General features: G+C 42.5%; 12 protein-coding genes. All 12 read right to left on the bottom strand.

Going from position 1 to position 14,185, the window contains the following annotated elements:
• Nucleotides 1-33: 33 nt before the first annotated feature.
• The 12 genes from THEAE_RS0109905 to THEAE_RS0109960 all read right to left on the bottom strand — a co-directional run bounded on the left by THEAE_RS0109905 (nt 34) and on the right by THEAE_RS0109960 (nt 14,109).
• Complete coding sequence (locus THEAE_RS0109905) at nt 34-1,065, bottom strand: glycosyltransferase family 2 protein (protein ID WP_039944415.1); 1,032 nt, start codon at nt 1,063-1,065, stop codon at nt 34-36.
• Complete coding sequence (locus THEAE_RS0109910) at nt 1,062-1,652, bottom strand: DapH/DapD/GlmU-related protein (protein ID WP_084213515.1); 591 nt, start codon at nt 1,650-1,652, stop codon at nt 1,062-1,064. The genes THEAE_RS0109905 and THEAE_RS0109910 overlap by 4 nt, the downstream gene beginning before the upstream one ends.
• 48 nt (nt 1,653-1,700) lie before the next feature.
• Complete coding sequence (locus THEAE_RS0109915; RefSeq protein WP_028987340.1) at nt 1,701-2,972, bottom strand: glycosyltransferase; 1,272 nt, start codon at nt 2,970-2,972, stop codon at nt 1,701-1,703.
• Nucleotides 2,969-4,123, bottom strand: a complete 1,155-nt coding sequence (gene glf / locus THEAE_RS0109920) for a UDP-galactopyranose mutase (RefSeq protein WP_028987341.1) — start codon at nt 4,121-4,123, stop codon at nt 2,969-2,971. Before glf ends, THEAE_RS0109915 begins: the two co-directional genes overlap by 4 nt.
• Nucleotides 4,116-5,426, bottom strand: a complete 1,311-nt coding sequence (locus tag THEAE_RS0109925) for a flippase (protein ID WP_039944417.1) — start codon at nt 5,424-5,426, stop codon at nt 4,116-4,118. The genes glf and THEAE_RS0109925 overlap by 8 nt, the downstream gene beginning before the upstream one ends.
• Nucleotides 5,413-6,936, bottom strand: coding sequence for an exopolysaccharide biosynthesis polyprenyl glycosylphosphotransferase (locus tag THEAE_RS22595; protein WP_084213516.1), 1,524 nt, complete (start codon nt 6,934-6,936; stop codon nt 5,413-5,415). The genes THEAE_RS0109925 and THEAE_RS22595 overlap by 14 nt, the downstream gene beginning before the upstream one ends.
• 407 nt (nt 6,937-7,343) lie before the next feature.
• Nucleotides 7,344-8,114 carry a tyrosine-protein phosphatase gene (locus THEAE_RS0109935; protein WP_028987344.1) on the bottom strand — a complete coding sequence of 257 codons (771 nt, stop codon included), beginning with the start codon at nt 8,112-8,114 and terminating at the stop codon, nt 7,344-7,346.
• Nucleotides 8,115-8,141: 27 nt separating this feature from the next.
• Nucleotides 8,142-8,852, bottom strand: coding sequence for a CpsD/CapB family tyrosine-protein kinase (locus tag THEAE_RS0109940; RefSeq protein WP_028987345.1), 711 nt, complete (start codon nt 8,850-8,852; stop codon nt 8,142-8,144).
• Nucleotides 8,842-9,633: a YveK family protein gene (locus THEAE_RS0109945; RefSeq protein WP_028987346.1), complete on the bottom strand. Its 792-nt coding sequence runs from the start codon at nt 9,631-9,633 to the stop codon at nt 8,842-8,844. The genes THEAE_RS0109940 and THEAE_RS0109945 overlap by 11 nt, the downstream gene beginning before the upstream one ends.
• Before the next feature lie 130 nt (nt 9,634-9,763).
• Nucleotides 9,764-12,106, bottom strand: a complete 2,343-nt coding sequence (locus THEAE_RS22035) for an S-layer homology domain-containing protein (protein WP_028987347.1) — start codon at nt 12,104-12,106, stop codon at nt 9,764-9,766.
• 124 nt (nt 12,107-12,230) lie between these two features.
• On the bottom strand, nt 12,231-13,001 hold the full coding sequence (locus THEAE_RS0109955) for a hypothetical protein (protein ID WP_028987348.1): 771 nt from the start codon (nt 12,999-13,001) through the stop codon (nt 12,231-12,233).
• 247 nt (nt 13,002-13,248) lie between these two features.
• Nucleotides 13,249-14,109: a YveK family protein gene (locus THEAE_RS0109960; RefSeq protein WP_169729982.1), complete on the bottom strand. Its 861-nt coding sequence runs from the start codon at nt 14,107-14,109 to the stop codon at nt 13,249-13,251.
• Between the last annotated feature and the right edge of the window lie 76 nt (nt 14,110-14,185).

The raw sequence follows: 14,185 nt of genomic DNA on the forward strand, positions 1-14,185 counted from the left end.
TGTACTTGTTCTCATGTAAGGTGATAGATAAACTTAAAAACCAATTTTTGGACTATGCCCCAAGATTTTTCTGACTAATTTAACTATGTAATCATAACCAGTTTTTTTTAGAATATAACCTATAATACAGTGAAAATAGAATATTGGCTCCTTACTCATTCCTACACTCCTAAAAGCTCTTATCATTTTTATATAGCTAGTAATTGGTAAACTTAATTGGTCTCTTATATAGGGATAAAAATAAATGCTAATATCCTTTTTTATAGCTTTATAAATGATTTTCTTCTCCGTATTGTCAATATAGTCCGCTATCTTTAATAGCCCTTGAATCATATGAACTCTTGATTCATATGTGTATTTCCCTGGTTTAAAGATTTTCTTTTCTACTTCAGAATTCCCAAAATCAGGTTCTATGCCATCTCTTGATAATGTTTGCACATCTGAGATATAATAACCACTGTGTGATTTTAATAACATACCTGCAAGATACATTTGATAATATAAATACCCATCAAATCTATCAGTTGCTATTTTGTTAGCTAGATCTCGTTTAAATACCAGTCCTGATAAAACCCCGACTCTTCGATAAAAAAATTTAATTGCATTTAATCCGGGGGAAAAAAGCTTGTCCTCTGGTAAATGCTTTATTGTATCTTGAATATTATCTGGTTCAAACAAAAAAATTTGATATGCTCTTGATATAACGGCTACATCAGGATGTTGTTCGACCACTTTTAGTATCCGCTCTATAGCTCCAGGCATCAAAATATCATCATTGCCCATGAATAAGCAATAATCACCAGAAGCTTTATCTAGGAGATTACGAATATTACCATCATAGCCAATATTTTTTTCATTTTCATAATACTTTATTTTATCACTATTATATCTAAGCTCTTTAATTTTATCCATAACGACATTACGAATTAACTCTCTCTCAGGTGATGCATCTTCACAAATCACTATTTCAAGTCCAGGATAGTCTTGAAATAAGATTGAATCAAGGAGTGGCTTCAAAAACTGATGTCTATTATACGCAGGAATACATACACTTACTTTAATCATCCTTTTAGCTCCTTTATTATTTTAGCAGGTATACCTGCAATTATACAATAATCTGGAAATATACCTCTTACTACACTATTTGCGCCAATTACGCATCCTTCTCCTATTTCTGTTCCTGCTAAAATTACAACATTGTCACCCACCCAACAGTTTTTTCCAATTTTTATCGCCCCAAAATCCCCTAATGGCCTTTTAGCGGGTGGTATAGACAACTGTTGAATGGTCAATTTTTGCTTGTAACTTCCATGGCTATGATCACCGATGTACACTTTACTACCAACTAGGGTTCCGTCCCCAATTACAATAGAGGTTACACAGCTTATATGAACAAAGTCACTAAATGATACGTTAGAACCAATTGATAACAAAGGTTCAAAAGATTGATTACCATAATTTATAACTGCCTCAATCCAGCAAAAATCACCAATTGAAACATTTTTACCAACTTTAAAATATTTTCCTCCTCGAATCTTAGAATGCACTCCGATTGATTTAAAATAAATACCAGACATAACAAAGTATAAAGAAGCCCTTATTCTCCTTTTTATAGAAATTATTTTTTCAAAAAAATAGTACAAGTGAATCATAATGTAGTACCTCCATTGGATTGCCGGAAAGGTTTATCTAAATTCATTTCATTTATTTATTATCTCTTTGTACAGAGTGAGGATTTCACTTGTATGCTCGGTTGGAGTCTTTGTGGGTTTTATCATTTTTGCCCATCTTAGACATCTTTCTAAAAAGTTTTCCGATGTGAAAATTTGTAAGAAATCCCGAATACCTTCAATAGACGGCTCAATGAGATATCCATTATAATCATGTTTTATAAAATCTGGAATACCGCCCATTTTTGTGCCGACAATAGGTATTCCAGCATTCAGAAACTCAAAAACAACTTGGGGCGCATTATCCTCCCATATCGGAAGAACGAGGCCAATATCGATTTTACTCAAAATATTTGATAGTTCAATTTGTTGATAGCTTCCATTGTAATATATATTACGTCTTTTTTTCAACTTTCTTTCGAAACCTCTTTCTAAACGCCCATTAATAACTATTTTATGCGGGGGAGGAAGTAAATCAGCAAGTGCAATTATTAAGTCAGCTCCTTTATGGCGACTAAAATATCCAATAAAGCCTAATGTTATTGACTCATGAATATTATTGCGCGGATAGGGAGAATATTGATTTCTAAATTCCTTTGTTGCACTTATGTTTCCTATATGACTTACGATAAATTTTTTATTAGTTAATCCATGTTGCATATAGATTTCTTTTACCCTAGATGAAACCGCAATTATAGCATCCATTTTAGGGAATATATTTTTCAAATACTCATGTTTTTCTTGATGTCCCGAAGTTTTTCCATTAAGTGGAAAGGGTATTTGATATACACTATCAGGTAATAATTTTCTGTACAGAAACTTTGAATATCGGTTAAGATCAGCTTTCTTTATACATATCTCGCAGGCTTTTCCATTAGCTGAATTAGTACATAAAGTTCCGTCAGGATGCATTAGATATATTCTATTACATATAAATGAATAATCATGCAAACTAATAATAACAGGAGCAAACTGTTTAAACGTTTCAAGAATTGACATTGGAAGATCTAGAATCATATGAACATGTATGATGTCTGGATTAATTTTTTTTAAAATCTTTTCGATAGTATGATTATCCTCATTAGCGGCAACAATGCTTGATAGATGAAATGGTCTTAATATAGTGTGCTCAAGTTTAATTCTTTTGAATTTAAAATTAGGATCGCCCAATGGTTTCGTTGAATCCAACACAAATACTTCATTTCCAAATTCTGTAAGCTCATCTGCTAAAGAACGAACATAATTTGTAATTCCACCATTAAAATTTATGTCAAAACCAGAACAGACGTGAAAAATTCTCATTCATTATCCTCCCGACTTAATCTCTCGAATGTAACTAAAGCTCTCTCAATGATATCATCCATATCATAATAACGATACTCTGCTAATCTTCCTAACAAAATAATATTCGTTAAATCTGCTGCATACTCTTTATACCTTTCATATTTGCTTTTTTCTTCATTCGTAAAGATGGGATAATATGGAATGTTTTTCCCGATTACAAAATCTTGAGGGTACTCCTTCAGGATTACGGTTTTATTACTCTTTATTGGGTGCATCTTTTTAAATTCGGTTATTCTTGTAAAATCATAATTATTAGGGTAATTGACTGTTGCGACTTCTTGAAAGGATTCCACATCTAATGTTTCAAATTTCAAATCTAATGACCGATATTTTAGTTGACCAAAACGATAGCTAAAAAGTTCATCAATCATTCCTGTAAAAATTACTTTCCCCTTAAATTCATTTCCAAACAAATAAAATTTTTCATCTACTAGATTTGCAACTTCTTTGTAATCTGTATTTAAAAGTAACTTTATATTCGGGTGATCTAACATTCTTTCAAAAATTTTTGTATAGCCTTCTTTCGGAAGAGCTTGATAGATATCATTAAAATAGCGATCGTCTCTTCCAATAAATACTGGAACCCTAGCGGTGACCGCTTCATCGATCTCTTCCGGGCTTTTCCCCCATTGTTTAGAAGTATAGTTTCGAAAGATTTTCTCATAAATATATTGAGCTAAAAATTGTAGATCCTGGTCTATAGACTTTTTCAACTCAAGGATTGGTACTTTCGTATTGTATTCAAAATTATCAAGAAGCTTTTTTTCCAATTTTACAGCTATTGTGTTAGGGAAGACTTCATATAGTGTGTTTAAATTAAATGGTAAGGTCACTTTTCTCCCGTCTACAAAAGCTTTCACCCTGTGATGATAAATTTCCCACTCTGTAAATTGGGAGAGATAATCCCAAACTTTTTTATTACTGGTGTGAAAAAGATGAGGCCCGTATTGATGAATAAGAATATTGTTTTCATCGCGGAAATCATAACAGTTACCACCTATATGTTTTCTTTTTTCTATGATGAGTACTTTCTTATTTAATTGTGTGGCAATTCTTTCTGCCATTACAGAACCGGCAAAACCCGCCCCAATAATTAGATAATCAAACATTTTTTAATTCTCCTTTGATAAAATTTATCCCTGATTTCTGTAGACATAGCAACATTGTTGAGGTAATAAATGTTTCCACTAATAATACAGATATCGCCGAACCGATATGCTGATATATTGGAACGAGTAAGATAGATAATATTAAATTTATGATACTTCCTGCTATAAGAATTCGGCTAAAGGTCTTTTTTCGATCAAAATTTAGCATCGTTTGGATTCCAAAGATATTACTTAGAAAAATAATAAATGGCAAAAACGAAAGAATTTTTACCACTATAATTGAGTGGAAATATTCCAGCCCAAGCAAAACGGTAACTAATGGTTCCGAAAATATAAACAGAAATAATGATATAGTGAACATTCCCATACCAAATAAAAGAGTAACTTTCCTAATAAATCGCAATCCCTCTATTTTTGATTGGTGAATTTTTTTACTGATATATGGATAGATAGATTGCGAAATGGGATTAAATAATCCTTGAACAGCTTGGATGATCTTCTCACCTGCTGCATAGTATCCCACTACCCTATTATTCGTGAATAACCCAAGGATAAATGTTGTGGATACGGTGTATAGGCTGACTGCAATATTTGATATAAATACGTGCCATCCTTCTTTCAGGTGATATACGATCGTTTTATATGACTGTAACTTAAAATGAATATCAAAAGTTCTTTTCACAATTATAAGTGACCAAAACCCGACAATGATGAATCCGATTGAGTTTAGTAAAGGAACAAGATAATAATCTTTTTTTTCTTTTACAAAGAAAAATATCGCTATTGTAAAAATGGTTTTTGCTAAAATATTTAAGTAAGTTATATACTTCATCCGCTCCATGCCTTGGAAAAACCAGACCGGAAAAAGGACTTGGCCGATTACCATTCCAAAGGTAAGATAATAAACGGGCCAATCTTTGGCAAACTTATTAAAACTAAAAACTAAAATTGTTAAAAGAATAAAGCTAACCATCATCAGCAAAACTTTAATCGTCATCACAGAGCTAAAGATCTCGTTAAGTTTCTCTTTATTATTTCTATGAATTGAGATTTCCCTTGTGGCGGTGAGATTGAAGCCATAATCGGTAATAATCTGAAAATAGGCGATTGTGGCGGTAGCAAAAGATAACAAGCCAAAGTTCTCAACTCCTAATACTCTCACCAGGTAGGGAAAAGTGACCAGAGGCAGAATGTAATTTGCCCCTTGGAGAATAGAGAGTGAAAAGAAATTGGCCAGTAATCTTTTCTTTTCTTCTGTGTTCACAAAACTCTTAACTTTAGCTAGCAAATCAATACGCTCCATCTCTTCTCAATACAGATGTTATTGTTTTGAGAAGTATTTTGATATCCATCACAATTGATTGATTGTATACATAATAGAGTTCTAGGTCAACTCGTTCAGGATAACCCACACCGCTACGGCCGCTTACCTGCCAGTAACCGGTGACACCTGGTTTCACGGAGAGGAAGTCTTCAATTTTTTCTCCATACTCCTTGAGTTCTTCGGTAACGACTGGGCGAGGGCCTACAAGGCTCATATCCCCTTTAAGAACATTGAATAGTTGAGGCAGCTCATCTAAGCTGGTGCGGCGTAAGAATCTTCCCAATTTCGTAATCCTCGGGTCTTCTTCCGGATCCAGCTTGTAGTTATTTTCAATATATTTCTTATAGAGAATCGGATCTTCTTTTAAACGTTGTTCTGCATTTGGGATCATCGAACGGAACTTGTACATATAAAAAACCTTCCCGTTTTTGCCTGTCCTCTTCTGTTTAAAGAAAACTGGCCCGGGGGAATCTATTTTGATGGCGATAGCGATAATGAGGAAGACGGGGCTGAATAGGATTAAGCCGATCAGGGAAAGGATCACGTCCATTCCCCTTTTCATAACCCTTTGCCATTCATCCATATTCCTCTTGTTCACTTCGACGAAGGGATAGGATTGTACCTGTTCGAAAGCAATCCGGGATGTAACCAGATCATAGAGTTCAGGAACGATCTTGATGGAGATCGGGGTGTTTCTTAAACTCTGAATCAAGCTTTGGATGTATTGCCGTTCAGAGGGGATAGATACTAGTAATTCATCGACTTCGTGCTGGAGGATGACCTGCCGGAAGTCTTTCAGGCTCCCTTTTATCTCCTCTCCAGTGACGGCATCATCTAAGAAACCCACCACCCGATATCCAAGGTGGGGGGTCTCTTTGATCCAGTCATATAGACTCCTTCCTACCTTCCCTGCTCCAATGATTAAGACGTTGTGAACCAATCTTTCCCGTTCGGTGAGGATGCGTAGAATTATGCGCTTTACTCCCTTCACCGACCAGGAGAGAAAAAGGAGGAGAAGAAAAAAGAGGAGGATGAGGGCACGGGAATAAACCACCGATACTTTTAGTAAAAAAAGAATGGCGATGGTGATCATAGCCGTGTTAAAGACCACTCTTGCCAAGCGGGTAAATTCCTCAACCCATCCATAAGGGGAACGGGTATGAAAGAGCCGCTGGTTCAAAGAGAATATCGTATAAAGCACCAGTATTAATGCAAATAGAGAGAGATACTCCTGGGTGATAGGTCCATCCATACGCCATTTAAAGAGCAAGAGGAAGAGGCCGGTTAGTAGAACGTACTCAATTCCAATAAAGAGGGCATTAACACTCGCTAAAAGTCTCTTTTTTTTCACTTTTTGTTTTGCCAGGGTATGTACCATCTTGACCGAATCAGGATAGACGGCCTGCGCCAGGGATGGTTCAGTTCTCATTCTCTCACCATCTCTTTCCGAAATGTCCTTCTCTTTATCTTCAAAAAAGCATACGGGCATTTTCGATCTGCTACATGATTCATATATTATGTTTCACCCGGTGAGGTGAAATAGAAGAATTTAATAATTTTATATAAAATAATCAATATGTATATGGGCATCAAACCCGCCCTCACGCTGCACCTTCGACGACCCGCGTCTAAGGTGAACGATGCACCCACAGCACAGCCGAGTGCCTCCCTTGATAGCGGTAAGGAGACATCACCGATAAGATGCTTTAAGATCATCTGCGATCATGTTGGTGGCGATTACCAGCCATGATCATTTCTATCATACCATCATTCTCGTCAAGTTTCTACAAAAATTTGATTCAAACATTTCTTTTTTGCAATATAACATATGGAAATCAATCACGGTCATTATTATATCATAACAGAAACGGCTCGGGGGACGAATCTCCATCCCGGCTAAAAAAATATGAAGTGGCGGCGGCGGCCTATCTTTTCCGGTTCGTTCACGGGGATGCTCTCCCCGGCAGCTACCTTCTCCGCGTTATCCTGAATTTCCCGGGCGAAGAGATCTCCCTCCCATTGTCTCAGCATCCGATAAGCACCGGATAACGCCGGGATGCGCGGGCCTGCCGCCTGGTGGGCATCGGAAGCGACGAGGTGAGCCAGGGAGTGGCTGAATAGATCCTGGGTGAAGCGTTGGGTCTCTTTGCCGAAGTGGCCTAGAAGACTGCCTGCGGTCACCTGGATAATCGCACCGGCCTTCGCCATCCGATATAACAAAAGGGGTTGGCGGCGGATCGCCATATTCCTCTCCGGATGGGGGATGACCGGTGTAATCCCAAGCATAAGGATCTCATAGATGAGCTTCTCCATATAATGAGGGACCGATTGGCTTGGAAGTTCCAGAAGGAGATAGTGGGAACGGGGATCCAGGGTGAGGAGATCCCTATTCGCCAGATCCTGCAAAAGCCCTTCATAAATGCGAATTTCTTGCCCCGGATAGATCTCAAGAGGAATCCCCTTGCTGCGAAGGATCTCGTTCGCCCACGCCGCTTCCTTCTCCACCTTATGCCTTGGGTTGAGATAGGTGCCGTTCTGGTGGTGGGGAGTGGCGACGATGCGGGTGATTCCATCCTGAACGGCAAGACGGGCCATCGCGAGAAATTCTTCCTCTCCCTTCGCTCCGTCATCCAGATCGGGCAGGATGTGCGTATGAAGATCGATCATCTTCCCCACCTCCTCATCGATCGTGTATTAAGCTTCTTTCCCATAATAGTAGTAATAATAATCCTTTTTTCGCTCCATTTTATTGTGGTTTAAGATCACGCCCAAGAGATTGGCATGGACGGTCTCTAAGAGTCCCTTTGCTTTCACGGCCATCTCCCGGTTTGTCTTGCCCGAATGGACGACGAGGATCACCCCATCCAGCTCGGAGGCGAGAATCTGGGCATCCGTTACGGCGATGACAGGGGGCGTATCAAAGAGGATGAGATCATAGGCGGATTTCATCTCTTCGACGGCCTGCTTCATCTTCTCCGATCCCAGAAGCTCTGCCGGATTGGGTGGTATAGGGCCGGAAGGGAGCAAGTGAAGCCCCTCCACGGAAGTTTCCCGGATAACCTCCTTCAAGGCAAATCCCCCCGCCAGGAGATTGGTTAACCCTAAGCTGTTTGGAACACGAAAGAAGTAGTGGAGCGTCGGTTTTCTAAGGTCGGTATCGACCAAGAGAATCTTCTTTCCGGCTTGTGCTAAGACAACCGCCATATTGGCGATGGTGGTCGATTTTCCTTCCCCCGGTCCTGAACTGGTGAACATCAGGGTATGGAGGGGTTTATCGACGCTGGAATACTGCAGGTTGGTGCGAATGGTCCGGTACGCCTCTGAAATAGGGGACTTGGGGAGAAGGAGAGTGACCAGTTTCTGGGCACGCTCCTTGTTCTTCCCCCGCTCCGATCTATGCCTCAATGGTTCTCTCCCCTTTCCTTGCAGGTTCCTCCAGGATTCGTCCCGACCGATTCGTCACGGGCGCCTCTTTCTCCTCGGAAGTATAACGGGGAGAGGGGGCTAAAGGTTCGATGATTCCTACCATCCCCAAGACAGGAAGACCCAGGTATTTCTCCACATCCGCTTCCGTCTTCAGGGTATTATCCATATACTCCAGAAGGAAGATCAAAAGGGTCGCAACCATGAGCCCTACGACAAAAGCGATCACCATATTGAGTAAGGGTTTCGGCTTCACGGGAGCGGGGTGATCCTCCACTTTTGCCGTAGCGAGAATTTGAACATTATCTACATTCATAATATTGGGGACTTGTTCCTGGAAGGTTAAAGCGATGTTATTGGCAATGGCAGCCGCTCTCCCCGGATCAGGGTCTTCGACGGTAATGGAGATGATCTGCGATTGTTTGACGGTGTTAACCTGGATCTTCTTCCTCAATTCTGCTGCGGTCAGGGGGAGATTCATCTGCCGGATCGTCTGGTCTAAGATGCGGGGACTGGTGATCACTTCGATATATGTCTGGATAATGTTCATGCTGAATTGGAGATCGCTCACGGTAAGAGGAGCCTTCGCCTCTTCTTTGCTGTTATTCACGAGCAGTTGCGTAGAAGACTGGTAAATCGGCGTCATGAAAAAGTAACTGATCATACCGGCAAACAAAGTGCTTAAGATAGAGATAAACCCGAGAATCCAGAATCTTTTTTTGATGATGTGGACGATTTCCCTGAGCTCAATTTCATCGTTCATCTCTCGGCCATCCTTCGTCGAAATTTAGGAACCTATCCCGTTAGAATGAATATAGGACCACGTGAAACTCCTAAATGGAGAGATTGGCCGGCCCGAGCGTCTCATCGGGCCGACGTTCACTCCACAGAACTCATTCGCTCAGGAATTTTAGTGCGGTAAGGAGACGTTTCAGGAGCGCGGCGCTCTCCGCCCGGGTGGAATTGTTTTTGGGATTGATCTTCCCATTGTCGCCCTTAAGAATTCCTTCTTTGGCGGCAAAGGCGATGTAATCCTTGGCCCATGCGCTTACCTGCGTGAGATCGGTAAATTTGGCCAGTTGAGATGCTTTCTCTTCATCGGTGAGAGAAATCTTCTTCCCTGCACCTTCATAGGCTTTGGCGATCATCTTGGCGGCTTCTTCCCTTTTCACAGGCGCATTGGGCCGAGCGGATTTATCCGGGTAACCATTCATGAGGCCCGCTTTGAAGGCCGCTCCCAAGTATCCGGCATACCAATCGGTTTCTTTGACGTCGGTGAATTGTTTTGCCGTGGCAGCATCTTCAGGAAGTCCCAGTGCCCGCACCAATAAGGCGGCGAATTCGGCCCGGGTTAAAGTCCCCTGAGGCACGAACGTGTTCTGGGTCCTCCCTTGGATCAGCAGTTTATTGGCCAAGAGTCTCACGTCGGCGGCGAACCATTGATCGCTTACATCGGTAAAGTTCTTCGTCGTTTGTACAACGGTATAGGCTTTATCGGTCTTTTTCAGGACGTGTACCGTGGTCTTCCCGTCCTTTACCTCGATGGTGGTTGGAACCGGGGTGACCTTAACGGTAGAGGAGGCAGCGGTTTGTACCGAATTGGCTTTAGCTGTTCCCCCTGTGTTTCCGCTGATTTCCACCCCTACAAGCTGTGCCGCCGGATAGGTACCCTCTAACGTGAGACTGCTTCCGAGATAGCCGGTAAATTGGCTGATCTCTACTTTCTTCTCTCCGGATACCACCACCAGTTTCGGTTGAAGCGGTGCAGCCAGCACGGCGGAATCCTTCCCCAACACACTCGCCACGGTCCCCTTCTCCGCATCGGTTCCTTTCACGAGAATCAGCCGAACCTGGGCGTTGGCGGGATCGATGCCTTGATTCATCGCAGTTTTTAATGCGAGGGCAAGTTCGGAGGCTTTGATCTCGATCGTGCCGCTCCCCGTCGAGAATGCGATGGAATTCTCCCCGTTATCCGCAGCCAGAGCCTGTATGGTTCCGGCCGTAATCACAGCCGTGGCCAGATCCGCCGTTTCCTTTGAGGTGAGAAGGAGGACGACGGGAGCTTCGCTGCCGACCGCCGCATTGAGAAGGGCGTTCTCATCTGGGAGAACCGTCAGCGTAGTTTGCCCGTTCTCATTGGTTTCCTTCTTTTCCGTTACAGGAACGGTTACCTGTTCGGCGGGAGTTTGGTCAGGGGTAGTGACACCTCCCCCACCGCCTCCTGCGGGAGGAGTGCTTTCACCGCCCGAAACGACGGTGATGGTGTCGGTGGCGATGGTGATATCATTGAAGACAAGGGCACGAACGGTGGCGGTACCTGCTTTTACGGCGGTTAATTCGTTTCCTGAAATGGTTGCAACAGAGGAATTATCGGAGACGAATTTCACCATCGAAGTGACCGATAGTTCGCCCACTGCCAATCGAACGGAAAAGTTTAGAGCGATCTTCTGCCCGACCGGAATGTTGGATTTGGAGAGATTGTCCGGATATACGATTCTAGCTTCCTTTTTTCTAGCAATTCCTTGAAGCACCGCGCTAATCGCACTATTATCGGGATCGATCTTCTCGGCGAGGCGGGTGCGGATATCAACCAAATCGTTTAAGCCGATCCCGATTCCCTCATACAGGGTCCCGTCCAGATTGGCGAAGGTTGATCCTGGTTTGGTAAGTTCGTTGATGGCATCTTTTATCACTTCGTCGATGGATTGCTTCCCTAATTCACCGGCAAGAAATTTATCGTCATTCGTCAATTTTTCTTCCAAAGCGGCGATGAAGCTTAAGAGTTGGTCCACCGTCAAGTCCTTGCCGAAAAGTTGATCGAATTCGTCGGCATAGTCCGAACGGAATTGGTTGATGTCATCAACCAACGTATCCGGATTGGTGTTGAGGACGAGACTGCCGATCTTCTTCGCCAGTTCAACGGTTTTACCTTCTATTTTCAACTTGCCGTCGACGGTGGAGATCAAGGTCTCTCCCAAAACGTAGGTCCAATCATCGTTCAGTCTTGCGAGAGCTTCCGAGACTGCCGTCACTTTCGCCTTTTCGTCTGCGTTTAACAGCCCATATAACGCTTTAAGACGGTTGGCCAATTCCTCCACGCTGGTCGAAGTGCTTTCGGCCGCATAGACAGGGTTGGTTACGTATGTAGGAGATGAGAGCGGCAATAGAGATGGCGAGGTTGAAAAAATGAGCCCCGCAGATAAGGTGAGTAAAAGTAACGATTTCTTATTACCCATGTTACCCCTCCGTTCAACTTTTTTTCTTAGATCTTAGGAACTAGTAATGAATTCACTAATTGACTTTTAGTATAAAGGTTTCTTAATAAATTTCAAGATATTTTTATTAAAAAAATGTAAAAATTTATTTTTGGTTGTCGTTTGAGAAAGCTTTTCCGAGAATTTCGTTCTTCTTTGCTTGGATTTTGTCGCGGTACGTTTTTTCAGCTTGTTCCGCCAGCGAAAGCGGGAGTTGGTTCGCTTTCAATTCTTCCCGCATTCCGTCAAGGAGTTTATAGAAGACCTTATCTACCTCCCCTTGTAACTTGTTCACTGCACTCATGTAACGGGAGGCAAACTCCGTCTTTGAAAAACCTGGGGTCCCTTGTTTTTCCCTGTATTCCAACTTGGCACCGGCAACCAATTCATCAATCCGTGATAGGGCGAGGCTCTCCAAACGTGAGAAAGCAGGATAGTATCGTTGATAGATTTGTTGTTCGGTGATCGGGTTTCCTTCAGATGATCCTGTTCCTTTACTCGAAGTTTCTTTGCTCGAAGAGGGGTTCTTCTCATTGTTTTTATTCTCTGAGAGGGAGGATTTCGTAGCAGAGGTTTCTTGGCTCGGGTTGTCCTTCGCATCTTTCATAGAACTTCCCTCATTTTCCTGCGCGGGTGCCGTTCCTGAATCGGATTGATTGAGGGATACCGACGATTCTAGAGGGGATCCCATCGGTGAAACCTCGGAGAGCACGGAGTCAAAATCAAAAAAGCCCATTTCCACACCCAAGTCCTTCTCCGTAACATCCCTGTGCGTCATACGGTCCAACCCTATCCAGGCGATTCCTCCCCCTATGAGTAGGAAAGCGAGGAAGGATATGCCCCAAAATTTCCACTTCTTCACCTTTTTCTTTTTCATTTCTTTACTCCCCATTTCGTCATTAAATCATTAAATCATTGTGTATGCATGGCAAGTGATGCCTTTTTTTAGAATAACTAAGAGAGATCTACCGTTCAATCTTTATTTTGCAGCAAAAAAAAGCCCGATGGCTCGATCCTTGTATTGCCATTCGGGAGCTTTGATCTTTCGATATAAAAGCTGATGAAAGTCAGAAATTACATGAGTACCATACACAGGTATGCCGCAAAAAACCAACACGAAAACTCTAGGAAGACAAGCCCATATTCTCCTCTTTCCCTCTCAGGCGGTGCATATTCTTGGAAAAATATTCGATGAGGAAGACGAGGAGAAGGGCGAACATGAGCCCCACCACGAAGGCGATCACGGCATTTAATGCCTTCTTCGGTGAGTCGGGCCGATCCGGCAAGGTGGCGTTTTCCACGAATTGGGCCTCTTTCATGTCGATCAGCCTCATCTCCGCATCCTGGATGCGGCTGATGGAATCTTTGATGTAAGCTTCGTCCCTCACGATGTAGTCGAGGAGGCGGACCCGGGAGATGTCCTTCTCTTCATTGGTGAGATTGCCGTTTGTTTCAATGGCGGTGAGGGCCGCCCGGTTCCGGTCCAGGCTCTTCGATGCGAGGTCCTTTTGCTCTTTCAAGGTCGCAAGAAGGTCTTCCACCAGTTTCTTTTTGGCCAGAAAGACCTGATCGCTCTTTTCCTTAAATACTTTCCCGATCTCCGCGGCGATGGCCTGGGCGGTTTTCGCATCGGAGTAGAAGACGTCCACCTGGAGGATGTTTTGATCCTTCTGGGCGGTTACTTCAATCGTCTTCTTAAATTCGTCCACCGTCTTATATTTCAGCTTGAGCCTTTCCATAATGGGAGTGAGGGTATCAGCGCTTAAGATTTCCTCTTTGGCTGCCAAAGGATTGGAATAAATCGGGTCTCCCATATTGCTTAAAACGATCTTTACGGTGGAGCTGTATGTAGGGGTCATGAAGAAGCTTATGCCATAGGCCAGTATCGCGGCAAAGATGGGCAGGAGTATCACCAGCCATTTTCGCTGCCAGATGATGCGGATCAGTTCAATCAGTTCAATTTCGTCGTCGTAGCGCTCCGTCATGATGTGCCTCCAAGGTTCGATCTTTTCCGTTTCCATTTTGCAGGAATCCTATTCCACCTTACATGGAAAACGGCCG

Origin of the sequence: Thermicanus aegyptius DSM 12793, assembly GCF_000510645.1 — a bacterium.
GTDB lineage: Bacteria > Bacillota > Bacilli > Thermicanales > Thermicanaceae > Thermicanus > Thermicanus aegyptius.